At 72.8% G+C, this 24,620-nt stretch carries 22 protein-coding genes; 13 read left to right on the top strand and 9 right to left on the bottom strand.

Going from position 1 to position 24,620, the window contains the following annotated elements; genetic code table 11:
• Positions 1–6: 6 nt before the first annotated feature.
• On the bottom strand, positions 7–1,071 hold the full coding sequence (locus FFT21_RS00830) for a tryptophan dimethylallyltransferase family protein (RefSeq protein WP_137811961.1): 1,065 nt from the start codon (positions 1,069–1,071) through the stop codon (positions 7–9).
• 227 nt (positions 1,072–1,298) lie between these two features.
• Between FFT21_RS00830 and FFT21_RS00825 the strand changes: the two genes are divergently transcribed.
• Positions 1,299–2,687 (top strand): flavin-containing monooxygenase, encoded by a 1,389-nt coding sequence (locus FFT21_RS00825; protein WP_137811754.1) that lies wholly within the window; start codon positions 1,299–1,301, stop codon positions 2,685–2,687.
• On the opposite strand, the gene FFT21_RS00820 is transcribed toward FFT21_RS00825, so the two are convergent.
• Positions 2,618–4,936, bottom strand: coding sequence for an ATP-binding protein (locus FFT21_RS00820; RefSeq protein WP_137811753.1), 2,319 nt, complete (start codon positions 4,934–4,936; stop codon positions 2,618–2,620). The genes FFT21_RS00825 and FFT21_RS00820 overlap by 70 nt on opposite strands.
• 248 nt (positions 4,937–5,184) lie before the next feature.
• On the bottom strand, positions 5,185–5,871 hold the full coding sequence (locus FFT21_RS00815; RefSeq protein WP_137811752.1) for a haloacid dehalogenase type II: 687 nt from the start codon (positions 5,869–5,871) through the stop codon (positions 5,185–5,187).
• A 203-nt stretch (positions 5,872–6,074) separates the two neighbouring features.
• Between FFT21_RS00815 and FFT21_RS00810 the strand changes: the two genes are divergently transcribed.
• The 5 genes from FFT21_RS00810 (at position 6,075) to FFT21_RS00790 (ending at position 12,496) form a co-directional block, all read left to right on the top strand.
• On the top strand, positions 6,075–6,869 hold the full coding sequence (locus FFT21_RS00810; RefSeq protein ID WP_137811751.1) for an SDR family oxidoreductase: 795 nt from the start codon (positions 6,075–6,077) through the stop codon (positions 6,867–6,869).
• Positions 6,870–6,968: 99 nt separating this feature from the next.
• On the top strand, positions 6,969–7,988 hold the full coding sequence (locus tag FFT21_RS00805) for an aldo/keto reductase (RefSeq protein WP_137811750.1): 1,020 nt from the start codon (positions 6,969–6,971) through the stop codon (positions 7,986–7,988).
• On the top strand, positions 7,985–8,587 hold the full coding sequence (locus FFT21_RS00800; protein ID WP_137811749.1) for a TetR/AcrR family transcriptional regulator: 603 nt from the start codon (positions 7,985–7,987) through the stop codon (positions 8,585–8,587). Before FFT21_RS00805 ends, FFT21_RS00800 begins: the two co-directional genes overlap by 4 nt.
• 178 nt (positions 8,588–8,765) lie before the next feature.
• Complete coding sequence (locus tag FFT21_RS00795) at positions 8,766–11,108, top strand: ATP-binding protein (protein WP_192909323.1); 2,343 nt, start codon at positions 8,766–8,768, stop codon at positions 11,106–11,108.
• Positions 11,105–12,496, top strand: coding sequence for an MFS transporter (locus tag FFT21_RS00790; RefSeq protein ID WP_192909322.1), 1,392 nt, complete (start codon positions 11,105–11,107; stop codon positions 12,494–12,496). The genes FFT21_RS00795 and FFT21_RS00790 overlap by 4 nt, the downstream gene beginning before the upstream one ends.
• Here the strand turns inward: FFT21_RS00790 and FFT21_RS00785 are convergent.
• Positions 12,493–12,855, bottom strand: a complete 363-nt coding sequence (locus FFT21_RS00785; protein WP_137811746.1) for a pyridoxamine 5'-phosphate oxidase family protein — start codon at positions 12,853–12,855, stop codon at positions 12,493–12,495. The genes FFT21_RS00790 and FFT21_RS00785 overlap by 4 nt on opposite strands.
• A 63-nt stretch (positions 12,856–12,918) precedes the next feature.
• On the opposite strand from FFT21_RS00785, the gene FFT21_RS00780 reads away from it, so the two are divergent.
• From FFT21_RS00780 to FFT21_RS00765, 4 genes are all read left to right on the top strand, one after another.
• Complete coding sequence (locus FFT21_RS00780) at positions 12,919–13,917, top strand: helix-turn-helix transcriptional regulator (protein WP_137811745.1); 999 nt, start codon at positions 12,919–12,921, stop codon at positions 13,915–13,917.
• 192 nt (positions 13,918–14,109) lie between these two features.
• The gene (locus tag FFT21_RS00775) at positions 14,110–14,616 is read left to right on the top strand and encodes a hypothetical protein (protein WP_137811744.1); all 507 of its coding nucleotides are present in this window, start codon (positions 14,110–14,112) and stop codon (positions 14,614–14,616) included.
• An 86-nt stretch (positions 14,617–14,702) separates the two neighbouring features.
• The gene (locus FFT21_RS00770) at positions 14,703–15,344 is read left to right on the top strand and encodes a VanZ family protein (protein ID WP_137811743.1); all 642 of its coding nucleotides are present in this window, start codon (positions 14,703–14,705) and stop codon (positions 15,342–15,344) included.
• 417 nt (positions 15,345–15,761) lie between these two features.
• Positions 15,762–16,265, top strand: coding sequence for a Uma2 family endonuclease (locus FFT21_RS00765; protein ID WP_371856683.1), 504 nt, complete (start codon positions 15,762–15,764; stop codon positions 16,263–16,265).
• 92 nt (positions 16,266–16,357) lie between these two features.
• Here the strand turns inward: FFT21_RS00765 and FFT21_RS00760 are convergent, their stop codons facing one another.
• Together FFT21_RS00760 and FFT21_RS00755 are read right to left on the bottom strand one after the other, a co-directional pair.
• Complete coding sequence (locus FFT21_RS00760) at positions 16,358–16,651, bottom strand: hypothetical protein (RefSeq protein WP_137811741.1); 294 nt, start codon at positions 16,649–16,651, stop codon at positions 16,358–16,360.
• 169 nt (positions 16,652–16,820) lie between these two features.
• Positions 16,821–17,453, bottom strand: coding sequence for a TetR/AcrR family transcriptional regulator (locus tag FFT21_RS00755; protein ID WP_137811740.1), 633 nt, complete (start codon positions 17,451–17,453; stop codon positions 16,821–16,823).
• A gap of 259 nt (positions 17,454–17,712) precedes the next feature.
• Between FFT21_RS00755 and FFT21_RS00750 the strand changes: the two genes are divergently transcribed.
• The 3 genes from FFT21_RS00750 (at position 17,713) to FFT21_RS00740 (ending at position 21,529) form a co-directional block, all read left to right on the top strand.
• The gene (locus FFT21_RS00750; RefSeq protein WP_137811739.1) at positions 17,713–19,071 is read left to right on the top strand and encodes an FAD-dependent oxidoreductase; all 1,359 of its coding nucleotides are present in this window, start codon (positions 17,713–17,715) and stop codon (positions 19,069–19,071) included.
• A 63-nt stretch (positions 19,072–19,134) separates the two neighbouring features.
• A complete protein-coding gene (locus tag FFT21_RS00745; RefSeq protein WP_137811738.1) occupies positions 19,135–20,550 on the top strand; it encodes an amidase in 1,416 nt (471 codons plus the stop codon).
• 130 nt (positions 20,551–20,680) lie between these two features.
• Positions 20,681–21,529 carry a patatin-like phospholipase family protein gene (locus FFT21_RS00740; protein ID WP_137811737.1) on the top strand — a complete coding sequence of 283 codons (849 nt, stop codon included), beginning with the start codon at positions 20,681–20,683 and terminating at the stop codon, positions 21,527–21,529.
• A 76-nt stretch (positions 21,530–21,605) separates the two neighbouring features.
• Here the strand turns inward: FFT21_RS00740 and FFT21_RS00735 are convergent, their stop codons facing one another.
• From FFT21_RS00735 to FFT21_RS00725, 3 genes are all read right to left on the bottom strand, one after another.
• Positions 21,606–22,835, bottom strand: coding sequence for a hypothetical protein (locus FFT21_RS00735; protein ID WP_137811736.1), 1,230 nt, complete (start codon positions 22,833–22,835; stop codon positions 21,606–21,608).
• Between the two features lie 66 nt (positions 22,836–22,901).
• Positions 22,902–24,086, bottom strand: coding sequence for an SPFH domain-containing protein (locus tag FFT21_RS00730; protein ID WP_137811735.1), 1,185 nt, complete (start codon positions 24,084–24,086; stop codon positions 22,902–22,904).
• 28 nt (positions 24,087–24,114) lie between these two features.
• Positions 24,115–24,564 carry an NfeD family protein gene (locus FFT21_RS00725; protein ID WP_137811734.1) on the bottom strand — a complete coding sequence of 150 codons (450 nt, stop codon included), beginning with the start codon at positions 24,562–24,564 and terminating at the stop codon, positions 24,115–24,117.
• Positions 24,565–24,620 lie beyond the last annotated feature (56 nt).

Here is a 24,620-nt window from a genome sequence, read left to right as displayed (position 1 = left end):
CCGCGGTCACCGATGGTGCTGCTCTGTCACGTCGTCACCGCGGGCCTCCCCAACCGTGGCCTCGTGGTCGTAGGTGCTGAACCGTAAGTACAGCCCGAGGTCGGCGGGACCACGGTCGATCGTGCGGTAGCTGAGGAGTTCCTGCAGGCCGGTGGTGTTCGCCAGCGGTGCCGGTGCCAGCAGGTCGAGACACCGCTGGTACGGGCCCGGATCGATGCCTTCGACACGCATGAGCCGGGTGACCCGGTCCCGGGCCTCGGCGTCGCTGCGCGTGTTGTCCGGCAGGCGGAGGTACAGGTTGGCCTCCTCGGGTGCCGGGGTGCCGTGCCGGAACGCGAGGCAGGTCATGGGTTCGTTGGTGATCGTGCGGGTGTCGCCGTAGACGATGCGGCGGGCGCGTTCGGCGCGGCCGCTGTCGTGCCGCCGTGCCAGCGCGGCCACCGTGTCCAGTTCCGCCGCGGGCATCTCGTCATGCCGGAAGTAGACCTTGACGCGCGGCTTGCTGGTGGCGTCGGCCAGATCTAACGCGAAGAATTCGATTTCGTGTCCGCGTTCGGCGAGTTCGCGAACGCGGCGGCCGACCGATCGCCACGGGACCGAAAGATCGAGTCTTCGCATGGCTTCGCCGATCACTTCCGGCGCGTGCTCGACGCCGTGCACCTGGGGGTTGAGGTAAACCTTGTATTCGAGGCGTTGGGGGTGGTTTCCTGGCCGCCACGCGAGAGCGTGCCACACCGTCGGCCGGTAGGTGGCCGGATTCGGTGTCACGAAAAGATCTTCAACGCGGAGGTAACGGCTGATGGACACCCCGGGTTTGTCGGCGAGGCGGCGGGTCAGCGCCTGGCCGGCCTCTTGGTTGCTCCGCGCGGTTGGTTCAGAGCCCAGTGACTCCCACAGCAGCCGAATTTCGGGGTTGATCCCTCGCCAGCTCAGTGACATTTCCGCGGGAAAGCCGTCCGCGGACACAAACGACGGGGCGGGACCGGCGGTCGTGCCGATGGGCCGCGATCCCCACGGGGACAGCACGTCCCGGATGTCGACGGCGACCCGCTCGACGTCGGGGCCGGCCACTCCTAAGCCGCGGCAGGCCGCCGCCCACTGCCGCAGCAGAAAATCGGTGTAGGACTGGTCGGCGACCCGGAAGACGCCGAATCTGATGGCCGGACGGATCTTGTCGAGTGTGGTGCCCAATGCGAACTTCCCTCCGTGTCGATCTCATCACCGCTGGCGGTGGTGGGCTTCGAGAGCGTCACACGCGGCCAGCCTCCCCCGACATATGACTGGAAGGTGGTGACACGATGTCCGAATTGATCGCCTCACAACGTGAACAGGTTGGGGATCTTTCTGCTGATCGTGATGTTTGTATCGTGGGCGCCGGATTCTCCGGCCTCGCCGCGGCCAGCGCCTTAAGACGTCGTGACGTGGCCTTCACCTGCGTGGAGTCGGCGGCAGGCGTGGGAGGTATTTGGCGTTACTCGGACGGCGGCGAGTCGATCTCCTCTCCGAGCTATCGAGGGCTGCATTTGAACACTTCGCGAGCGGTGACAGGGTACACTGGGTTCCCGATGCCGGACAGCTACCCGCGTTATCCTGATCTCCGGCAGGTTGCCGCGTACCTGGAAGGGTTCGCCGATCACATCGGCATCCGTGACGATCTCGAACTCAACACCGATGTGATCGCGATCGAACCGGCGCCCGACCGGTCCTGGAATGTGATCACACGGGACCGTGCCACGGGTACTGATCGCCGCCGGCGTTTCCGGCAGGTCATTGTTGCCGCAGGCTATCACCATACGCCCCAGTTACCGGCGATCCCGGGCGCCGCGTCGTTCCCCGGGCGACAACTCCATTCGATCGAATACGTTGACCCGCGTGATCTGGCCGGACATCGCGTTCTGGTTCTGGGATTCGGGAACTCGGCCTGCGACATCGCGGTGGAGACGTCCCACGTCGCCGACCGGACCGTGCTGGCGATCCGGCATGGCGCGCATGTCGTGCCGAAGCAGTTGATGGGGATTCCGATCGACGAGATCGCCGCGTCGCGGTGGTGGTCGTGGCTGCCGTTCCGGGTTCAGCGCCGGTTCGTCGAATGCCTCCTGTGGCTCATCCGTGGTTCGATCACGTCATACGGTCTCCCCCGGCCCAACCACCGGATCTTTTCCGCGCCGATCACCATCTCCGATGACCTGCTCTCCCGGATCACGCACGGCGCGATCAGCGTCAAACCGATGATCGAACGATTCCGCGGCAGCGAGGCGGAGTTCGTCGACGGCAGCCGCGAGGATTTCGACACGGTCATTTACTGCACCGGCTACGACTTCTCGTTCCCGTTCCTTCCCGGAGACTGCGTGGTCGGCGCGGACGGGCGCCTCGCGCTGTACCGGAGGGTGGTACCGCCCCGGTACCCGGGTGTGTATGTGGTGGGGCTCATCCGGCCGGTGGGGGCGATCACCCGGGTGGTCGAGGCGCAGGCCGAGTGGGTGGCCGACCTCATCGAGGGCGTGGCCGCACTGCCGCCGGAGCCGGAGATGTGGAGGGAGATCGATGGCTACCTGGCCGGGGCGGCGCGCCGGTACGGGACCGCTGTCCGGGATTCGATCCATGTTGACGTCGCGCGCTACTTGCGGTCGGTGCGGCGGGAGCGGGAGGAGGGACGGCGCCGCCGGCGGGAGGAGGTGCTCCGGTGAGCCGCGCGGTGGCCTGGGCCGGACACGGGACCGCCGGTGCGGTGTGGCCCCGGCGATGGCCGTGCGGTTCCGGCGGTCGTGGCCTGCCTGGCGCGGAGCCGACCGGGAGTCGTCGCGTGCGGCATTAACCGTCCCCGCGTGGCGGGCCGGTCCGCCCGGCGGGCGCCGGGCAGTGCGGGCATGCGCGCGTGCGGCGGGCGCAGGTTGGTGCCGTGCCGGAGGCGGGCGAGGCGGTCGGCGAGGTCGATGTCACCGGGGTCGGCGCGGCGCTGGCGCAGCCCGTCGACCACGATGTCCACGGTGCGTGCGGTGGTCTCGGCGAACGGTCCCAGGCCCTCCATGACCACTCCGGTGGCTTCCTGCGCGTTGTGGGTGCCGCAGAGCAGGTCGCCGGCGATCTTGTAGTTGCCGGTCTGGGCGTAGGCCCAGGCGACGGTCAGCGCGGCCCACAGGCTGCCCCACTGGTCCCCCTCGGCGGCCAGTGCGGTCAACGCGGACTCGAACAGGCGGGCGGCTACCCGGGGGTCCGCGGCCCAGCGCAACTCGGTGATCCCGGCGGGCAGCAGCGCCCACCACCGGCCCCAGGAGGTCTGGCGTAGCTCGGCGTGCCGGCGGCATTCGTCCGTGGCCTGCCTGGCGAGGGGCTCGTCGCCGAAGAAGGCGGCGGCGAAGGCGCCGAAGAGCAGCGCCATGTGCTCCCAGCCGTTCTCGCCGGCGTGGGCGTACTCGTCGCGTGCCCGGCCGAGCAGCGTGATGGCGTCGGTGTCGCCCTCGGCGAGCAGGGCGTAGACGCCGGCGACGAAGGCGGCGTCGGCCACGGCCAGGCCGTGGGCGCGCGGATGGCGGGCCAGGGTCCGGTACCGGCTCAGCCGTGTCCTGGCCGGTCCGGGGTGGCCCTGGCAGAGGGCGATCCACGCATGCAGGGCCACTGCCTGGTCTCGCAGCGGGCTCGGGCGGGGGTTCGCGTCGATGACGTCGCCGAGCATGCCGAGGGTCTCCCGCCAGCTGCCCTCGAAGAAGCAGACGCGGGTGCGGGCGAGATCGGTGGCCATGTGCAGCGCGGTGCCGGCGTGGCCGGCGCGCAGGGCGTCGTCGATGGCGGCCTGCAGGTTGCCGCGGTCGTCCTGGAGGTGGCGCATCCACCGCACCTCCTGCGGTCCGCACCAGGAGGCGCGGGCCTCGGACACGAGGCGGGTGTAGTAGTCGCGGTGCCGCCGGCGCAGCGCCGTGAGGCTCTCGCGGTGGTCGGGCAGGTGTGCGGCGCCGAAGTCGCGCAGGCTCTCGAGGAGGTAGTACCGCATGCGGTCGCTGCGCGGGTCGCGGGAGGTGGACACGACCGACTGGTTGATCAGCCCGGTGAGTACCTCCAGGATTTCGTCGCGTGCCAGCCCGGGCCCCGTGCAGACGTGTTCGGCGGCGTCCAGGTCGAAGCTGCCGACGAACACCGACAGCCGGCACCAGAGCAGCCGTTCCGCTGGGGAGCACAGCCGGTAGCTGAACTCGAGGACGCCCTGCAGGGTGGCGTGGTAGTCGGTGGCGCCGCCGGCGAGCAGGTCGAATCGGTGTCGTGGCAGGGAGGCCAGGATCTGCTGCACCGGCAGGGTCGCCACCCGCGCCGCGGCCAGCTCGATCGCCAGTGGCAGGCCGTCGAGCCGGGCGCACAGTTCCGCCACGGCGGCGCGGTTGCCGGCGGTCAGCCGGAAGCGGGGTTGGACCGCGCGGGCGCGCTCGACGAAGAGGGTGACCGCCTCGCGGCGTGACGCCGCGAGGCGTGCCAGTGGGATGGTCGGATCGGGCACGGTCAGCGGCGGGACCACCAGGACGTGCTCGCCGGTGCATTCCAGCCTCCTGCGGCTGGTGGCCAGCACGACGAGGTGGGGTGCGGCGCGCAGCAACTCCTCCAGCAGCTCGCCGAGTTCCTCGGCGATGCCGTCGCAGTTGTCCAGGACGAGTAGGAGGTCTCGGTCGATGACGTGCTCGATGAGGACGTCGCGGGCCGGGCGGCCGGGCTGGTCGTAGATGCCCACGGCCTCGATGAGGGCGCGTTCGAGGTGCTGTCGGGTGGTGACCGAGGCGAGGTCGCGGGTGCGCACGCCGTCGTCGAACTGGCGGCCGGGCTGGGTGGCCAGCCGCATCGCCAGCCGGGTCTTGCCGACTCCGCCGGGGCCGGTGAGGGTGACCAGGCGGGCGGTGCGGAGCAGGCGGCGGGCCTGCCGGAGTTCGCGGTGACGGCCGATGAAGCTCGTCATCAGGGCGGGAACACCATGGCCGGTGGACATGTCGCTGGTTACTCCGCGGCTCGGGTGGGGCCGGCGCGGGTCGACCGGTCACGCGGCCTGGGAAGAGCATGAGGCGGGCCGCCCCGGCCGGCGGTGGCGGGTGGGGCGGGGAGTCCGTCCGTCGGGTGGGACGGGCGCCGTGGGGCCACACCTCACGGTAGGACGGGGCGGGCGCCACCCGCCACCGGGGCGCCTCGCCACGCTCGCGGATGGGCTGCTCAGCCCCGGTGCGCGGGCCGTGGACCGCCGGCGGTCAGGTCGGCGTCGCCGGTGTCGGTGAGCGCGGTGACGGTCAGGTCGGGGTCGGGCCACGCCGGCAGTGGCCGGCGGCCGTCGCGGGTGACGAAGACGGTGCGCATGCCCACCGCGTGGGCGCCGGCGATGTCCCAGTCGTGCGCGGCCACCATCACGGCCTGGTCGGGTTCGGTCCGTTCCGCGGAGAGCACCATGCGGTACGGCGCGGCGGCCGGTTTGAGCGCCCCGGCCTGTTCGGCGGAGTAGCTGCCGTCCAGCAGCGGGGTCAGGCCGGCGTTCTCGAGTTGGGCGCGGACCACCGCCTCGGGCGAGTTGCCCAGTGCTACCAGCCGGTGTCCGCGTTCGCGGAGGGTTGCCAGCCCTTCGGGCACGTCTGGGTGTGCCGGCAGCGAGCGCATCGTGTCGGCGAGGGCTGCCGCGGCCGTGTCGGTGAACGTGTGCCCGTGGGCGTCGGCCACGGCGGCGGCGCATGCCGCGCCGAGCTTGGCGAAGTCGCGGTAGTCGCCGGTGGCGGCGACGACCAGGGCGTCGCGGATCATCAGGTCGAACCATTCGGTGCGGGCGGTCGCGGTGCCGACGTGCTCGGCGAATACGGCGTCCAGCGCCGCGAGGTCGAGCAGTGTCTCGTTGATGTCGAAAACCCAGAGCATGGCCACTCCCCTGGTGCGATGGACTTCGCCGCCGAAGGTACTAGTTCGGTCGTACCTATGTCAGGGGGTGGCCTGCGCTCCCCCGGCCGCCTGGTCCGATACTGCCGCCGGCGTAGCCTGGCGGCGCGCCACGCCGTCACGTTTCCCGGCCCTCAGCATTCCCGGGATCGTGGGCGCGCGGACTCGCGGCCGAGAGAGGAACCGTGGACCAACCGATTCTGGTGACCGGGGGTACCGGAGCGCTGGGCCGCGTCGTGGTCGACCGGCTGCTCGGCGGCGGGCACGAGGTGCGGGTGATGAGCCGGGGCGCGGCGCCGGCGGAGCAGCCGCCCGGACGCGGTTGGGCCACCGCGGACCTCCTGACCGGTGCCGGCGTGGACGCCGCGCTGCGGGGTGTGGGCGTGGTGGTGCACTGCGCGACCTCGGCCAGCGGACCGAAGGAGATCCGGGCCATGCGGACGCTGGTGGACGCGGCGCGAGGCGCGGGCTGTGCGCACCTGGTGTACGTCTCGATCGTCGGCGTGGACCGCGTTCCGCTGGCCTACTACCGGGGCAAGCTCGCCGCCGAGGGGATCCTCGACGGCTGCGGGGTGCCGTCCACCGTGTTGCGCGCGACCCAGTTCCACGACCTGCTCCGGGTGCTGTTCGCGATGGCGGCCAGGCTGCCCGTGATGCCCGTGCCGGACCTGCCCTTCCAGCCGGTGGACGCCGGCGAGGTGGCCGCCAGGCTGGTCGAGTTGGCCGCCGGTGAACCGGCCGGCCGGGTGCCGGACATGGGCGGGCCCGAGGTTCGGGACGCCGTCGAATTGGCGCGGGCGTACCTGGCGGCGACCGGCCGGCGCCGGCCGGTGGTGCCGGTGCGGCTGCCGGGGCGAACCTTCCGCGCCTACCGGCGGGGCGGGCACCTGGCGCCCGACCATGCGGTCGGCAGGCGGACGTTCGAGCAGTACCTGGCCGAGCACCCCGACCCGGCCGGCACCTCCTACCGCGGCCGGTGACGCCCGGCCGTGGTGGAGAACCCGGCGGACACGTCACCGAGGACGACGGCTGTAGTGACAGGTATTGAAATCTGTCAGCCAATCCATGACACTGGTGGCATGTCGAACCAGGGATCCACGTCGATCCCCTCGCGCCGGCTCGGAGCCACCGGGCCGGGGGTGTCCGCCCTGGGCCTCGGCTGCATGAGCATGTCGCGGATGTACGGGCCGGCCGACGAGGCGGAGAGCATCGCCACCATCCACGCCGCGCTGGACGCCGGCGTGACCCTGCTGGACACCGGCGACTTCTACGGCTCCGGCCACAACGAGATGCTGATCCGCGAGGCGCTCCGGGACCGCGACCGCGACCAGGTGACGATCAGCGTCAAGTTCGGCGCGCTGCGCGACCCGGACGGCGGCTGGTGGGGCAACGACTGCCGGCCGGCCGCCGTGCGGAACTCCCTCGCCTACACGTTGCGCCGCCTGGGCACCGACCACGTGGACGTCTACCGGCCGGCCCGGCTGGACCCGGCGGTGCCGATCGAGGACACCATTGGCGCGATCGCCGAGCTGGTGCAGGCCGGATACGTGCGGCACATCGGGCTCTCCGAGGTGGGTGCGGAGACGATCCGGCGGGCGCACGCCGTGCACCCGATCGTCGACCTGCAGATCGAGTACTCGCTGCTGACCCGCGAGATCGAGGACGACATCCTGCCGGCCTGCCGGGAGTTGGGCATCGCGGTGACCGCGTACGGCGTGCTCAGCCGCGGCCTGCTGTCCGGGCGCTGGTCGGGCGAGGACGCGGCGGCGCGCGGCGACTTCCGCGCCCACTTCCCCCGCTTCCAGGGCGACAACCTGGTGCACAACCTGCGGCTGGTGCAGGCGTTGCGGCAGGTCGCCGAGGCCAGGGGCGTGACGGTGACACAGCTGGCCATCGCGTGGGTGGCCCACCAGGGCGAGGACATCGTGCCGCTGATCGGCGCCCGCCGCCGCGAGCAACTGGCCGAGGCGCTCGGCGCGGCGAACCTGGAACTCACCGCCGAGGACCTGGCGCGCATCCAGGACGCGGTACCCGCCGGGGCGGCCGCCGGCGACCGCTACCCGGAGCCGCAGATGGCCCAGCTCGACAGCGAGCGGTGAACGCCGGCGGGACGGCCGAGGGTCCGCTGACCGCGGAGCGGATTCTGCAGGCCACCGAGGACGTGCTGCGCCGGTACGGGCCAGCGAAGGCGACTGTGGTGGACGTGGCCAGGGCGCTGGGCGTCAGCCACGGCAGTGTCTACCGCCACTTCCCCTCCAAGGCCGCGTTGCGGGAGGCCGTCACCCAGCGGTGGCTGTTCCGGGCACATATCGGGCTCGCCGAGATCGCCGCGGAGCCCGGTCCGGCCCCGGAGCGGCTGCGCCGGTGGTTGGCCGCGTTGTTCGCGGCCAAGCGGCGCAAGGCGCTGGACGATCCGGAGCTGTTCGCGACGTACTCGGTGCTGGTCGCGGAGACCAGCACGGTGATCGCCGAGCACATCCAGGGCCTGGTCGACCAGGTGGCCCGGATCGTCGCCGACGGGGCGGCGGCCGGTGAGTTCACCGTGGCGGATGCCGCGGTGGCGGCGCGGGCGGTGTTCGACGCGACCGCCCGCTTCCACGACCCGGTGCACGCGGCCGAGTGGTCGCGGCCGGGCATCGACGCGTCCTTCGACGCGGTGTGCTGGCTGGTCCTCGCCGGCCTGGGCGCCGGAGGATGACCGGGCCTCGGCACCGCGCCCACTCCCGGCGCCCGGGTTGCGGGGTGGGCGGCGCCCCGGATACTGGCGGTGACCGCAGTGGGTGACGCCCGCGCCGGGTTCCGGTACACCTCGTTCTCTTGTCGATGTTCTGTTGTCGATGCGGCGCCGGGCGGCGAACCCACCTCGGACGAGCGCGATGACTGTGGCAACCGCCCAACGGCGCGGCAACCTGCCCGCCGATCTGACCAGCTTCGTGGGTCGCCGGCAGCAGACCACGCAGGCGCGGCGGCTGCTGTCGAGGTCCCGGCTGGTCACGTTGACCGGCGTGGGCGGGGTGGGTAAGACCCGGCTGGCGCTGCGGGTGGCCGACGAGGTGCGGCGCGCGTTCCCGGACGGGGTGTGGCTGGTCGACCTCTCCGCCGTCGCGGACCCGGGCCTGCTGTGCCGGGCGGTGGCCACCGCGGTGGGCATGGTGGACCGCTCCACGCAGCCGCCCGAGCAGTGGTTGCGCGAGTACCTGGCCGACCGGCGGATGCTGCTCGTGATGGACAACTGCGAGCACCTGGTGGACGGGTGCGCGGCGCTGGTGTCCACCCTGCTGGCGGAGTCGCCGGGACTGCGGGTGCTGGCGACGAGCCGGGCACCGTTGGACATCGCCGGCGAGCATGTGCTGGCCGTGCCGCCGTTGACGGTGCCGCGCCAGGCGCTGCCCACCGACGAGCTGCGCCAGTACGAGGCGGTGGAACTGTTCGAGCGGCGGGCCGCCGCCGCGGTACCGGGCTTCGGGCTCGACGAGGGCAACTGCCGGGACGTGACGGTGCTCTGCCAGCGGCTGGACGGGCTGCCCCTGGCCATCGAACTGGCCGCGGTGCGGATACGGGCGCTGTCGGTGGAGCAGATCACCCGGCGGCTGGACGACCGGTTCCGGGTGCTGGCCCTGGGCGGTACCCAGCTGCCGAGGCAGCAGACCCTGCGGGCCACCATGGACTGGAGCTTCGAGCTGTGCTCGCCGCCGGAGCGCACGCTGTGGGCGCGGCTGTCGGTGTTCGCCGGCGGGTTCTCCCTGGAGGACGCCGAGCAGGTCTGCTCGGGCCCGGGCATCCCCGACGACGAGGTGTTCCCGCTGGTGTCCGGGCTGGTGGAGAAGTCGATCGTGGTGCGCGAGGACTGCGACGGCCGCGCCTGGTTCCGGCTGCTGGAGACCATCCGCCAGTACGGCCGGGGCCGGTTGGTCGACGCGGGCGAGGAGGACGCGGTGCGCCGCCGGCACCGCGACCACTTCCAGCGGCTGTGCGCCCGCGCGGAGGCGGAGATGCTCGCCGCCGCCCCGCCGCGCGGCGCGGACCCGATCCGGGGCGCGCTGCCCAACCTGCGGGCGGCCCTGGAGTTCTGCCTGAGCGAACCGGGTGAGGCGGACACCGGGCTGGCGATGGCGGCCGCGCTGTGGAGCCACCGGCTGAACTGGGTGTCGCTGGGCGAGGGCCGCCGCTGGCTGGAACGCGGCCTGGCGCTCGCGGCCCGGTCGAGCCCGGCGCGGGCGAAGGCGCTGTGGGTGGCCGCGTGGCTGGCGGTGTTGCAGGGCGACGACGAGGCGGCGGTGCGGCTGCTGGACGAGGCGGACACCGCGGCCCGCCGGGTGGGCGATGCCACGGCGGCGGCGCGGGTGGTGCAGATCCGCGGCGTCGACGCCCTCCTCCACGGCGAGTTCCGGCGGTCGTTGACGCTGCTGGAGGATGCGCTGCGACGGTTGCGGGCCGCGGCGGACGGCAACGGCGAGTGGTTCGCGCTGTACCAGCTCACCCAGGCGGCGTCGGTGCTTGGCGACGGCGAGCGGGCCGCCCGCTACGGCGCGGAGTGCCTGCGGCGGGCCGAGGCCACCGGGGCCTCGCCGTGTCACGCGGCCGCGTTGTGGGCGCTGGGCCTGGAACAGCAGCGGCTGGGGGCGACCGACCGGGCGGGTTCGCTGGTGCGGGAGGCGCTGCGGCTGCACGTGGACTGCGACAACCGGTGGGGCGTGGCGCAGTGCGTGGAGACGCTGGCCTGGATCGCCGCCGCCGAGGGCATCCCGGAGCGGGCCGCGTCGTTGCTCGGCGCGGCCGCCTCGCTGTGGCGGTCGCTCGGCGTGGCGCTGTCCCGGCTCGGCCACCTCCGCGGTGGGCACGCGGCGTGCGACGCGGCCGTCCGCGAGGAACTCGGCGAGCCGGCGTTCGTCGCCGCGTTCCGCCGGGGCGGCGAGCTTAGCGAGGAGAACGGCGTGCGGGAGGCGCTGGGTGAACTCCCGGACCGTGTCGAGGCGGGTGGCGAACCGGCCGCCCCCGGCGGGTCGGGCGTGCCGTTGACCGAGCGGGAGTGGCAGGTGGCCCGGCTGATCGCGCAGGGGCGCAGCAACCGGCAGATCGCGGAACTGCTGGTGGTGGCGCGGCGGACCGCGGAGGCCCACGTCGAGCACATTCTCAGCAAGCTCGGGTTCGCTTCGCGGGCGCAGGTCGCGGCCTGGGTGGCCGAGGTGGACCAGGCGCCGCCGCGGAGGCTGCCGTGACAAGGGCGGTCCTTCGGTCAAGCGACGCGCTGGCCGCGCACGGCGAGGACCGGCTCACCCGCAACCAGCGACTACTGGTGGCAGCCGCGCTGGTGGGCAACACGATCGAGTTCTACGACTACTTCGTCATCGGGTTCGTGGTCACCCTCATCGTCACGCCGTGGCGGCTGACCTTCGGGCAGACCAGCGTGGTGCTGCTCGCCAGCGGTATCGGTGTGGTGCTGGGCGCCGCGGTGTGGGGGCATGTCGCGGACCGGATCGGTCGCCGGGCGTGCGTGGTGGTCACCATGCTCACGTTCTCGCTGGCCACCGGCGCGATGGCGGCCGTTCCGGAGCGGGCCTGGGCGCTGCTGGCGGCGCTGCGGGTGGTGGTCGGATTCGGCGTGGGCGGACTGCCGGTGGTCAACATTCCGCTGGTGCAGGAGTTCGTGCCGGCCCGGCGGCGGGCTGTGGTGACCGGGCTGACGGTGGTGTTCATCCCGGTCGGTCTGCTGCTGGGCGCGGTGCTGTCCGCGTGGCTGGGACCCGTGATCGGCTGGCGGGGCCTGCTGCTGATCGGTCTGGCGCCGGCGCTGCCCGCGCTGCTGATCGGCCCGGTGATTCCCGAGTCGCCGCGGTGGCTGGCGCAGCGGGGCCGGGCCGAGGAAGCGCGCCGCTCCCTGGCGTGGGCGCTGCAGGTGCCGGTGGCGCGGGTGCGGTTGCCGGACGGCTGGCTGACCCGGTCGCCGGTCGGGTGGCGAGCCCTGCTGCGGCATCCTCGGGCACTGGCCGTGGCCGGGGTGGGCACGTTCTGCTTCCTCACCGCGGCCAGTTCGGTGCAGTCCTGGGGGCCGACGCTGCTGTCCCAGGTGCTTGGGGTCAGCCCGGCGAGCGCGGCGGCACTGTTCGCCTGGCTGGGCCTGGTGTCGGTGGCCGGGCGGCTGGCGTGGAGCCGGCTGGCCGAGGTGCTGGGCCGGCGGGCGGTGGTGTCGCTGTGCGGCTTCGCCGGCGCCGGCCTGGTCGCCGCGACCGCGGTGCGCACGGGCGCGTTCCTGGGCCCAGTGTCGGTGTTCCTGCTCGGGTTCGCGGTGGCGTACTTCTTCCTCGACGGCGTGTTCGGCGTGATCAACACCTACACCGCGGAGATGTTCCGGACCGGCTCCCGTGCCGGCGGGCTGGGGCTGTGCTACGGGTTCGGCAGCCTCGGCAAGATCGTCGGCCCGTTGCTGCTCGGGCTGGTCTCCGGCGGCGGCAACTACGTCACTCCCCGGTTGACCCAGGCGGCGGTCACCCCCACCTTCCTCATCCTCGCCGGGCTGCTCCTGCTGGCCGGGGTGGGCTACCTGTTCGGGCGGGAGACCCGGGGCCGGGCGCTGGACGAACCGGTTCGGCCGGCGGAAAACGGTTAGCCGGGCGCGGCCGACACGGCGAGAGTGGTCACCGTGAACCACATGGTCGTGTTCGGTTTCCTGGCCGCGGCAACGGTGATCAGCCTGGTGCCCGCCCGGACATCGCTGACCTTCGGATCCGCCGTGGCCGCGTGCAACGCGAGCCGGGGGTCGCGGGCCAGGTCCGCGGCCTTGCGGGAGCCGGGCATCATGCCCAGCCACACCTCGCCGCCGAGGAACTCGACCTCGATGCCGCTGATCTGGGGGAAACCGTCACGGCGGAGGGTGGCCCGAAACGCCAGGCCGGTGGCGGCGAACCGGTGGTGCACGGCCGTGGCCAGTTCGGGTGCCGCGGTGTGGAAGTCGCTCCAGGAAGACATGCGGCCAGTGTCGACGCCTGTCCCTGACAGTTCCGGTCAGGGATTGCGGCTAGCGTGACGCGGGTGCGGGCGGGACGACTGGTGGCGCTGCTGCTGACCCTCCAGCAGCGGCGCCGTACCACCGCCGCGGAGTTGGCCGCGGCGCTGGAGGTGTCGGAGCGCACCATCTACCGGGACGTGGCGGCGTTGCAGGCGGCTGGCGTGCCGCTGTGGGCGGAGCCGGGACCCTCGGGCGGGTTCCGGTTGGTCGAGGGTTGGCGGACCCGGTTGGACGGGTTGACCGGCCAGGAAGCTGCCGCGCTGTTCCTGGGCGGTGCGCCGGAGGCGTTGGCCGAGTTGGGGTTGGGCACGGTGCTGGCGGCCGCGCAGGCGAAGGTGCTGGCCACCCTGCCGCCGGAGCTGCGCGGCTGGGCGGTGCGCATCCGGGAGCGGTTCCACCTGGACGCGCCCGGCTGGTTTCACCGCCCCGAGGACCTGCCGCACCTGGCGACCGTGGCCGACGCGGTGTGGCAGCAGCGGCGGCTGGACGTGCGGTACCGGCGCGGCGGCGGTGAGGTGACGCGGCTGCTGGAACCGCTCGGCCTCGTGCTGAAGGCCGGGGTGTGGTACGTGGTGGCCGGCGCGGTGCAGCCGGACGGGTCGGCCGTGCGCACCTTTCGTGTGTCCCGGATCTCCGCCGCGGCCGCCCGCGACGAGCGCTTCACCCGGCCGGAGAACTTCGACCTGGCCGCGTGGTGGGCGCGGGCGTCCACCGAGTTCGACCGGTCCATCCTGCGGGACCGGGTGCGCCTGCGGCTGGGCCCGCTCGGCCTGCGGCTGCTGCCCCACCTCACCGGCACGGCCGCCGCGCTGGAGGCGATCGCCGCCGCCGGTCGGCCGGACACCGCGGGATGGCGGGAGCTGGAGCTGGCCGTGGAAAGCGAGGAGGTGGCGCTCTCCCAGCTCACCGGGCTGGGCGCGGAGGTCGAGGTGCTCGCCCCGGTCACGCTGCGCGCCGCGCTGGCCGCGGTCGGCGCCGCGATGGCCCACCGCAACGCACCGGTGCCGAGCGGCGACGTCTGAGGCGGCCGTGCACCGTTCGGGCGGACGTCCGGTCCCGAACAGGTGACCGGTCGGGTAGGAAATCGAGCGGTTTCCCGGCGGGCCGCTACAACCGAAGAGGCCGTGCTGTTGCATCGGGGCGGCGGCGCGCCAGCGTCGGTCACGCTCCGCCCAACCGCGCGGGGCGCATGGGGGAACACGGGGGGATTGCCGATGTCAGGCAGATCAGTGTTCCGGCGCGTCGTGATACGGGTCGCCGCGCTGGTATTGACGCTGTGCGTGGCGCCGATGGCGGCGTGGGCGGCGGCACCCGAGAGCGGCGACGTCTCGCCACAGGCCAGAGCGTTGAGCGCCAACAACTGCGACGGGGGCGGTTCCTTCCGCGGCTCCGGCGACAACCACCTCAGCAACGGCACCCTGACCGCCGGGTTCTGCCGCTACCCGGCCGGCGGCGTCGGCACGGTCAACATCCAGTACCACAAGACCCGCGGTGCCGCGCTCACCGTGCAGTTCGCCTGGGAGTGGGTAGACACCCGCGGCGCCAACCCGACCGGGCGGCAGTACGACAACGGGTCGTTCAGCATCGGCGGCGGGCAGACCCGCACCTTCCAGTGGCGCTACGCGTCCCCGGGCAACCAGTCCCCCTCGGGTAACGCGCCGTGCACCCGGGGCGTGTTGATCTCCGGCAGTGACACGTTCAGCACCCGGATCGTGTGTTGACCACGCCGGCCCGCGGGAACCGGTGGAGATGGCCCGGGAATCGCCTCCGCCGAGCGCGGCGCCGGAGGCGGCGCTGAAGGGGGCCGATGGACGTCCTAGAGTACGCGCGTGCGCTCGGGGAGGCGACACCCTGGCTGTGGCCGGGTGTCGCGGTCACCGTGCCGGCCGTCGCGCTGCTGGCCCGCCCCGCCGGCCGGGTGCTGGGCGCCCGGGCGTGGCACGCCGGACTGCTGCTGCTCGCCCTGGCCGGCATCGCGCTGGTCACCCTGACGCCCAGCGGCACCGGCAGCCTGGTCACCGGGTACGCCGGCAGCGCGCCAGCGTTCTGCATCCTGCACGCCGACCCGCCGACGCTGCTGCCACACGCGGACGAGCGCACGCTGAACGTGGCCCTGTTCGTGCCCGCCGGTCTCGCCGTGGCACTGCTGCGCCGCCGCCGCGTGCGCGCCTGGGCGCTGGTCACGCTTGCCGCGCTCCCGGTGCTCATCGAGGCCTGCCAGTTCCTCGGCTCCACCGAGTTGGGTCGCAGCTGCCAGGTGCGGGACGTGGTGCAGAACCTCACCGGCGCGGCCGCCGGCGCCGGCCTCGGGTTGCTGCTGCGACCGCCGCTGCGCCGCCGGGTGGACCCGGCCGACCGCGGGCCGGGTCGGCGGCGGCACCGGGACACCACGCCGGCTCCGGCCTCCGACCGCCCCGCATCGGCCGCCAGGGACCGGGTCCACTGGTAAGAAGCTCACCGCGCCGGGATTCCGCTCGATATCCTTTGACGCGGGTCTTTCTCGCGGGCGGCGACGGTGGCGCCCGGCCGGGGTGGGAACCCCTGGTGAAGCCAGGGCAACTCGAAAGCACCAGCGCAACGGAAAGCCCAAAAAATCAGCCATATGGACGTTGCTGACCCGATTAGCTCAATCAGGATGGGGAACGATGATACGCAGCGTACCCGCCCGCGGTGATCAGGGTTCGCTGCGGCGGCGTCCACTGTGCCGGTCGGGTCGCTAGACTCTGTTGGTTCAAGAGGACTTCACGTGATAGTCGGTCGGTCGGGCATCGGGCGTCGCTGGATCGTCCAAGGAGTGAGTCGCACGATGGGAACAGTCCCCACGTTTCCCTCCGGTAGACCACTGACGTGGGCGGACCTGGAGTCGATGCCTGATGACGGGCACCGTTTCGAGCTGGTGGACGGGGTGCTGCTGATGAGCCCGTCGCCCCGCCCGCTGCACCAGCGCGTCGTCGCCAGGCTGCTCGCGGCGCTCACCGCCGGCTGCCCCCGCGACCTCGAGGTGCTGCCCGCGCCGGTGGATGTGGTGCTGGCCGACGACACGGTGCTCATCCCCGACATCGTGGTGGGCCGCCGCGCGGAGTTCACCGAGCGCGGCCTGATGGGGCCGCCCGTGCTGGCCGTCGAGGTGTTCTCGCCGAGCACCCGGCTGATCGACGCCGAACTCAAGCGGGCCCGGCTGCAGGAGGCGGGCTGCCCGCACTACTGGCTGGTCGACCCCGGCGTGCCGGCGATGCGCTGCCTGGCGCTGGTCGGATCGGGCTACGCGGAGGTGGCGTCCGCCCAGGACACCGAATTCGTCAAGGTGGACCAACCGTATCCGGTCAGTATCAACCCCGCGTCACTGGTGGCCCCCTACCCGGAAGGCTGAGCTCCGCCCGGCCGCCCTTTCCGCCCGCATGCCCCGCCGCCGGCACCGCGGGCGCCCCGGCGTCCACTCGGGCCGCCGCCGGTGACCCCGCGTCACTCCACGACGAACGGACGGATCCTGGGCAGCGATTCCGGCACCCCGGCGGAGTTCGCCGCGTCCACCGCGATCCCGCCAAACTTCCGGACATCCATCCCGCTGCGCGCCGCCTCGTCCGCCACTTCCCGAAGGATTCGCGTGGCGATGTCGAACAGTGCGGCCGCGGCGACGAGCCTTTCCACCATCTCCGGTTCACCGGCCATACAGGCGCTGTTGGTGATGACGTCGCCCCCGAGTACCGTGACGACATCAACCAGCACGGAGGTGCTCGGTGTGTCCTCCTCGCGCATGCTGCGAGGATCGCACAGGCCCGGCCAAACCACCGTGCACCGAGTGAGTGAAAACATTCGTGTCGAAATGCGCGGGGCAATCACCTCGGGGCGGCGCGGCCGCGCGGTATCCCGGTGCCGGCCGGTGCGCGCCTCGGATCGCGGCACCCGCGTTACGCGAAATCGCTGTTCAGAAGCCCTCGCCGGAGGCGATGTCCCGGCACTGGGGATAGTCGTTTCGCTGCGGCACCGCAGCCGCGAACAGTTCCCGGCCCACCGATTCCGGATCCTCCAGACCGACCAGACGGCGAGCCTCGGTGGGCAGCGCCAGCATCGAAATCGCGGCGCCCAGGAAGTACGCGTCGAGCAGCCCCGCGTCGCGCTCCCCCGTGGGCAGCCCGGCGCTCCGGTGCAATTCCGCCGCCGCCCGGGCATTGGCCGCGGCCATCTCACCCAGCGCCGCGCGCACACCCGGCCGCCGGACCGCCTCCAAATACAGCTCGAACATCGCGAGAATCTGCGTCGGATCCGTCTCCACCGCGCGACGCAACAACGCCGGATACAGCGCCGCCACATCCTCGGCGGCCACCGTCTTCGGGGTGGTCTCCCGCAGCCTGCGCACCGCCGCCCGATGCTGGTCGGCCATCCGTCCCGCCGCCGCCTCCAGCAACGCCTCCCGGGTCGGGAAGTAGTTCTTCGCGGTGCCCTCGGGCACCCCGGCCTCCCGGTCCACCGACCGATGCGTCAGTCCCCGCCCGCCCTCGCGGGCCAGCACGGCGATCGCCGCGTCCGCCAGCGCCACCCGCCGCGACACCCCGGGCATGCCACCCGGCACACCACGAGCACGGCGATCGTTCCCGGCGCTGACCACAGTTGGCCGACCCTAGCCGCGGCCCGCTTGCCCACGCCGCCCGGGGGGCGATCTTGCCCGGTACCGGTCAGCGCGGCGTCGGCGGACCACCATTCCGGGCGTCCACCTCGGCGAACACCGCGCCCGGGTACCTGCATCCGTAACGTGATCGACGTAAGGTCGGGGAGTCTAGGCTCGCGAGAACCAGGTCCACACCGGAAGTGGGTGAACGGTGTCCGAGTCGGTACGGGTAGCGGTGATCGGGTCCGGCCCAGCGGGGCTGTACGCCGCCGACGAGCTGTGCAAACACGGCGGCGTGACGGTGGACATCCTCGACCGGCTGCCCTGCCCGTACGGGCTGCTCCGCTACGGGGTGGCACCCGACCACCTGAAGATGAAGTCGATGGAACTCACCCTGCGGAAGGTGTTCGAACGTCCCGAGGTGCGTTTCCTCGGCGGCGTCGAACTCGGCGGCGAGCTCGGCGTGGCCGACCTGACCCAGTTCTACGACGCCATCGTCTACGCCACCGGATCCGCCGCCGACCGCCGGCTGAACATTCCCGGTGAGGACCTGGAGGGCAGCCTGCCCGCGACCGAGTTCGTCGCCTGGTACTGCGGCCATCCCGACGCCGCGGTCGACCGAATCAGGCTGGACGTGCGCACCGCGGTGGTGGTCGGTGTCGGCAACGTCGCCGTCGACGTCACCCGCATCCTCGCCAAGACCGCCGACGAGCTGCGCGAGAAGACCGACATTCCCGACCACGTGCTGGACGTGCTCGCGGCCAGCACGATCACCGACATCCACATGGTGGGCCGCCGTGGCCCCGCCCAGGCCAAGTTCACCACCAAGGAACTGCGGGAACTCGGCGAACTGGCCAACGCCGACGTCATCGTCGACCCCGACGAACTCGTCCTCGACGAGGCCGCGCAGGCCGCCGTCGACGCCGACAAGGTGGTCCGCCGCAACCTCGACGTGCTGCGCGAGTGGGCACAGCGCCCGCTCTCCGGCCGGCCGCGACGCATCTACCTGCGGTTCCTCCGCTCTCCCGTGGCCGTGCTGGGCACCGGACGGGTCGAGGGTGTGGTGCTGGAACGCAACACCCTCGACCCGTCCGGCCGGGTGGTGGGCACCGGGGAGACCGAGACGCTGCCCGCACAACTCATCGTGCGGTCGGTCGGCTATCGGGGCGTGCCGCTGCCCGGGGTGCCGTTCGACGAGCGGGCCGGCGTGATCCCGCACGACGGCGGGCGGGTCCTCCGCGACGGCACGCCGGCCGTGGGCGAGTACGTGGTCGGCTGGATCAAGCGCGGACCCACCGGCGTGATCGGCACCAACAAGAGCGACGCCAAGGAAACCGTGGCCACCCTGCTCGGCGACCTCGACGCGCTGCCCCGCGCGCCGCACCGCGACCCCGATGGGATCGTCGACCTGCTGGAACGTCGCGGCGCCCGGGTGGTCACCTGGGAAGGCTGGCAGGCGATCGAGGCGGCGGAACGAGCACTCGGCGCCGCCGCTGGCCGGAACCGGGTGAAGATCACCGAGCGGGAGGCGCTGCTGGTCGCCGCGAAGGCCCGCGCTGAGGACTCGTGACCGCGGCGGTCTGATCCGCGTGGCGGCACCCCGCCGGCCGGAATGCCCCTAGGCTGCGGGCGCATGGACATCACCGACGTGTGCTTCGCGGGCGCGGCCGAGCAGGCCCACCTGCTGCGCTCCGGCGAGCTCTCGGCCCGCGAACTCATCGAGGCGTGCCTGCGGCGCATCGAAACCCACGACCGCACGCTCAACGCCTTCCGCGAGGTCTTCGCCGAGGCGGCCCGCGCGGCGGCGGCCGAGGCCGACGAGCGGCGCGCCCGCGGCGAGGACGCCCCGCTGCTGGGCGTGCCGGTGGCGGTCAAGGAGGACCAGCCGATCGCCGGCCGGCCCACCACGCTCGGCACCACCGCCGTGCGCCAATCCCAACCCGCCGACGGGGAACTCGTGCGCCGGCTGCGTGCCGCGGGCGCCATCGTCGTCGGCCGCACCCGCGAACCCGAACTGGGCCTGTGGCCGTTCACCGAGACCGCGCACGCCGGCGTCACCCGCAGCCCCTGGGCGCCCGAGCACAGCTCCGGCGGATCCAGCGGCGGCTCCGCGGCCGCCGTCGCCGCCGGCCTGGTCGGCGCGGCGATCGGCACCGACGGCGCCGGGTCCATCCGCATCCCGTCCGCCTGCACCGGAGTCTTCGGGCTCAAACCGCAGCGCGGCCGGTTCTCCCTGCACCCCGCCGGCGAGCAGTGGACCGGGCTGGTGGTGGCCGGGCCGATCACCCGCCACGTGCGGGACTGGGCCCTGGTCGCCGACCACACGCACGGCTCGCTGCCCACCGACGCCGCGCACGCCGCGCCGCCGGCCACCAGCTTCACCGAGGCCGCCGCCACCGACCCGGCGCCACTGCGGATCGGCCTGTCGCTGCGCCCGTGGGGCGTGGGGGTGCCCATCGACCCCGAGGTCCGCAACGCCGTATTGGACACCGCGGCGCTGCTCGCCGACCTCGGCCACCAGGTGGACCGCCGCGACCCCGACTACCTCGACCCCACCAGCCTGTACGGGTTGGCGCCGCGCTACCTGCGCAGCGCCGCGGAGGGCGCGGCCGCGGTGGACCGGCCCGACCTGCTGGAAACCCGTACCCGGCGGGTCGCCGCCCTGGGCCGGCTGATCCCGTCCGCGCTGGTGGACCGCTCGATCCGGTTCGGAGCCCGGCTCGCCGAGCAGGCCAACCGGGTCTTCGACGACGTCGATGTGCTGCTCACCCCGGCGCTGACCCGGCCGCCGCTGCGCGCCGGCGAATGGGAGGGCCACAGCGCGCTGCGCGTGCTGCTCGCCGCCAACCGCTACGTCGCGTTCCTGCCGCTGTGGAACATCGCCGGCAACCCCGCGGCCGCGGTCCCGGCCGGGCACACCCCCGAAGGAGCGCCGCTGGCCGTGCAACTCGTCGGCCGGCCGCACGACGAGTGCACCCTGCTGTCGCTGGCCGGCCAGCTGGAACGGGCCCGCCCCTGGGCCGACCGCTACCCACCCGGATTCGCCTGAACCGACCCGCCCGCCTCGCAGCGACCCGGAACGCGTTCGCGGCACCGCGGCGACCCGGCGCGGCGCCGCGGCGGAAAGTGTCGGACCCACCCGGTAGCGTCGTCATCGATCAACTCGCGAGGGGATTGCCATGACGACGAGGCAGGCGTTGGTGCTGGGCGGTGGTGGCGTCGCGGGCATCGCCTGGGAAACGGGTGTGCTGGCCGGGCTCGCGGACGCCGGTGTCGACGTGTCCGGCGCCGACACGATTCTCGGCACCTCGGCCGGTGCCACGGTCGCGGCGCAGCTCACCAGCGGGCTGCCGGTCGGCGAACTGCTGCGCCGGCAGGTCGAGCCGGGCCTGCAGGCCCAGGAGATCGTGCCGACGGTCTCGCTGGACGAAGTCATGGACGAGGTCATGCGCCTGTACCAGGACGCGGCGGACCTGGGCGAGCTGCGCCGCCGGATCGGCGCGTTCGCGCTCGCCGCCGACACCGTCCCGGAGGAGACGCGTCGCGCGGTGATCGCCTCCCGGCTGCCCGCACACACCTGGCCGAAGCGGCCGATCGCGGTCACGGCCGTGGACGCGCACAGCGGCGAGCCACGCGTGTTCGACCGGGACTCCGGGGTCGACCTGGTGGACGCGGTCGCCGCGAGCTGCGCGGTGCCCGGGGTCTGGCCGCCGGTGACCATCGACGGCTCCCGCTACGTCGACGGTGGCGTTCGTTCCATGACCAACGCCGACCTGGTCGCCGGATACGAGCGGGTGCTCGTCCTGGCCGCGATGGCCGGTCAGGCCGACCCGGCCCTACCGGAGCAACTGACCCTGCTGGAACAGACCGGCCGGGTCGAGATGATCGCCCCGGACGACGCCTCCACCGCCGCCATGGGTGCCGACCCGCTCGACCCGGAGGTGCGAACACCCAGCGCGCAGGCCGGCTACGCGCAGGGCAAGCAGGTCGCCGCCACGGTCGCGAAGCTGTGGGATCGCGCCGCGTAGCCGCCCGTCGAGGCGCGGCCGGCCCGGCGCGGGTTCGCGGACGCGGACCGACTCGCCGCCGCATACGATCAAGCCGTCACAGGCCGCGGCGGGCCAACTCGTCCAACAGTTCCCGATCCGTGGTGTGCCGGGACTTGATGCCGTCGAGGTAACGGGAGAACGCGTCCGGCTGGCCGGTGCGGGTGAACAGCAGCCGCAACTGTTCCAGCATGTCCGCGATCCTGGTGTCGTCCTCGCCGTCCTCCTCGAGCTCGTGCTCCACCAGGTCGCGGTAGACGGCGATCGCCTCGCCCGGGTGCCGCTCGGCGCGTTCCTCGGCCAACGCCTGCCAGGCGTCGTCGGTGCAGCCGTGCTGCTGCGCGGTGCGCCACGCCGCCTCCTGCTCGCCCTCCCACATCAGGATCCGTACCAGCGCGGTGCTCTGCCGCACGTCCCGCGCCGCGTTCTCGTGCAGCGGGCGCAGCAGGTCCTCCCGGCGTTGCGGCCACCGCTCGTCTTCCGCGGCCAGCCCGCGTAGCCGCAGGTAGGTGGACAGGTCGGGACTCTCCCGGAAGGCTCGCTCGCGCAACTCCATCGCCCGGTCGAACCAACCCACCCGCAGACATTCGTCCACCGCCACGTCGATCAGCCGAAGCCGGGCCGGTCCCTTGCCGGTGACCTGCAGGCCGCGCTGCACCCACTCCAGGGCCTCGGCCACCCGGCCCGCCTCCTGCAGCACACCCGCCACCCGCAGGTAGTGCCACCCCGACGACAGGTCCGTGGCCAGCAGCCGCACCCGCAGATCGACGTCACCGGTGTGCCGGGCCAACTCGTCCACCACGGCCAGCACCGCCCACCGGCGCCGGTCGTAACGGGGGGCCTCGCCGTAGCCGACCACGGGCAGCGCCGCGCACAGCGCCTCCGCCCCCTCCCGGTACGCGGCCAGGCCCGTCTCGCCGAGGGCCGCCAGGTAGTCCGCGAGGCGCACCTGCGGCGGGTCCGGGTGCTCCACCCGCAGGCGCAGCAACCACTTCGCCAGCCGCGTCGGGTCGGCGGTGCCTGAGCGGCAGGCGATGGCGTGCGCGGCGAGCAGCCGCCCGGCCAGCCCGTGGCGCCGCTGCCGGTCGCCATCGTCGCCGGTCAGCGCGGCGACGCCGTACTCGGCCAGGGCGATCAGCTGCGGGTCGGGCCGGGTCCGCGCCGCCTGCTCCACCGCGCCTACCGCGCGGTCCAGCGCCGCCCAGTCGGACTCGCCGCCGCGTAACGCCTCGTCCAGCGCGTCACGTAACTCCGGCACGCTGGGCCCGCTGTCGCTGCCACTGGCCACCGCAAAATCAAACCCCACGGTCGGCGTCGTGGCGCCGGACTGCCCTCGAACGGAGCAGCGCCCGGGTTACTCGGTCTGCTCCGGCTCGGAGCGGCCCGGCTGACCTTCCGCGCCGTGGCCGAGCACCGGCGGGATGCCGGGCAGGCCAGTGACCGGGCTGGGCACCTCCTGGCGGGCCACCGCCTCGGCCGCCGCCACGGCCTCGGCCACCTTGGGGTCGGTCGAGGTGTCGAACCAGTGGGCGACCGCCTCGTCCTCCTCCTCCGGCCGGGACACCGGCACCTCCTCCGGCGGCTCGTAGCGGAACACCCCGTCCTCGCCGGGCGCGCCCAGCATCCGGGCGAACCCCTCCAGCGCCTTGCCGTAGTCGGAGGGCACCAGCCACACCTTGTTCGCCTCGCCCTGCGCCATCTGCGGCAGGGTCTGCAGGTACTGGTAGGCGAGCACCTCCGGGGTGGGCTTGCCGGCCTTGATCGCGGCGAACACCTTCTCGATCGCCTTCGCCTGGCCCTGCGCCTGCAGGTAACGCGCGGCGCGCTCGCCCTGCGCGCGCAGGATGCGGGACTGCCGCTCGCCCTCGGCCGCCAGGATCGCCGCCTGCTTGGCGCCCTCCGCGGCCAGGATCTGCGACTGCTTCTGCCCCTCCGCCGTCTTGATCGCCGACTCGCGCTGGCCCTCCGCGGTGAGAATCATCGCGCGCTTCTCCCGGTCCGCGCGCATCTGCTTCTCCATGGAGTCCTGAATGGACGGTGGCGGGTCGATCGCCTTCAACTCCACCCGGGCCACCCGGATGCCCCACCGGCCGGTGGCCTCGTCCAGCACCCCGCGGAGCTGGCTGTTGATCTGGTCGCGGGAGGTCAGCGTGTCCTCCAGGCTCATCCCACCGACCAGGTTGCGCAGCGTGGTAGTGGTGAGCTGCTCGACGCCGATGATGTAGTTGGAGATCTCGTACACCGCCGCCCGCGGGTCGGTGACCTGGAAGTACACCACGGTGTCGATGGACACCGTGAGGTTGTCCTGCGTGATCACCGGCTGCGGCGGGAACGACACCACCTGCTCGCGCAGGTCGATGCGGGCCCGCACCCGGTCGAAGAACGGGACGAGCACGTTCAGTCCCGGCGGGGCCACCGTGCGGAACCGGCCCAGCCGCTCGATGACCGCCGCGGTGGCCTGCGGGATGACCAGCACCGACTTCAACGCGGTGATCAGTACCAGCAGGATGACAACACCAAGAACTATTGCGGTGACCACACCAGCCTCCTCCGGATTGCTTCGTCGATCACGGTGAATCCGGGTGTCGTCGTCCGGCCCAGACGATGGCGGTGGCCCCGGAGATGTCCATGACGGTGACGCTGCGCCCGGGCTCGAAGACCTCGTCCTCGTCGAAGGCCCGGGCGGACCACAGATCGCCGCCGATCTTCACCTGGCCGCCGTGCGCGTCCACCCGGGACACCACGGTGGCCGGCATGCCGATGAGGCCCTCGACGTTGGTCCTGTGGTGCGGAATGTTGCTCAGCATGTGCCGCTTGAGCGCCGGGCGGACCAGCAGCATCAACGCGACCGATCCGATGGCGAACACCGCTCCGCTGGCCGGCACACCGAAACCCAGCAGCGCGGTGCCGGCGGCCGCGAGACCGGCGATGCCGAGCATGAGCAGCACGAAGTTGCCCGAGACAACCTCGGCCAGCATGAGCAGCACACCGACCACCAGCCACAGCAGAGCGGCCATACGACCATCGTGGCAGAAAGTCACGGAGCGTACCGAGACTTGACGAAGAATTGATC

The organism is Gandjariella thermophila (genome assembly GCF_005405885.1).
Lineage (GTDB): Bacteria > Actinomycetota > Actinomycetes > Mycobacteriales > Pseudonocardiaceae > Gandjariella > Gandjariella thermophila.
The sequence above is the reverse complement of the archived record's forward strand: the minus strand, read 5'-3'. Positions and strand labels throughout refer to the sequence as shown.

Excerpts from the sequence above, each read along its gene's own strand:
- FFT21_RS00825 (WP_137811754.1), top strand. The coding sequence starts at position 1,299 with ATGTCCGAATTGATCGCCTCACAACGTGAACAGGTTGGGGATCTTTCT.
- FFT21_RS00820 (WP_137811753.1), bottom strand. The coding sequence starts at position 4,936 with ATGACGAGCTTCATCGGCCGTCACCGCGAACTCCGGCAGGCCCGCCGC.
- FFT21_RS00815 (WP_137811752.1), bottom strand. The coding sequence starts at position 5,871 with ATGCTCTGGGTTTTCGACATCAACGAGACACTGCTCGACCTCGCGGCG.
- FFT21_RS00805 (WP_137811750.1), top strand. The coding sequence starts at position 6,969 with ATGTCGAACCAGGGATCCACGTCGATCCCCTCGCGCCGGCTCGGAGCC.
- FFT21_RS00795 (WP_192909323.1), top strand. The coding sequence starts at position 8,766 with ATGACTGTGGCAACCGCCCAACGGCGCGGCAACCTGCCCGCCGATCTG.
- FFT21_RS00785 (WP_137811746.1), bottom strand. The coding sequence starts at position 12,855 with ATGTCTTCCTGGAGCGACTTCCACACCGCGGCACCCGAACTGGCCACG.
- FFT21_RS00775 (WP_137811744.1), top strand. The coding sequence starts at position 14,110 with ATGTCAGGCAGATCAGTGTTCCGGCGCGTCGTGATACGGGTCGCCGCG.
- FFT21_RS00770 (WP_137811743.1), top strand. The coding sequence starts at position 14,703 with ATGGACGTCCTAGAGTACGCGCGTGCGCTCGGGGAGGCGACACCCTGG.
- FFT21_RS00765 (WP_371856683.1), top strand. The coding sequence starts at position 15,762 with ATGCCTGATGACGGGCACCGTTTCGAGCTGGTGGACGGGGTGCTGCTG.
- FFT21_RS00760 (WP_137811741.1), bottom strand. The coding sequence starts at position 16,651 with ATGCGCGAGGAGGACACACCGAGCACCTCCGTGCTGGTTGATGTCGTC.
- FFT21_RS00755 (WP_137811740.1), bottom strand. The coding sequence starts at position 17,453 with ATGCCCGGGGTGTCGCGGCGGGTGGCGCTGGCGGACGCGGCGATCGCC.
- FFT21_RS00745 (WP_137811738.1), top strand. The coding sequence starts at position 19,135 with ATGGACATCACCGACGTGTGCTTCGCGGGCGCGGCCGAGCAGGCCCAC.
- FFT21_RS00740 (WP_137811737.1), top strand. The coding sequence starts at position 20,681 with ATGACGACGAGGCAGGCGTTGGTGCTGGGCGGTGGTGGCGTCGCGGGC.
- FFT21_RS00725 (WP_137811734.1), bottom strand. The coding sequence starts at position 24,564 with ATGGCCGCTCTGCTGTGGCTGGTGGTCGGTGTGCTGCTCATGCTGGCC.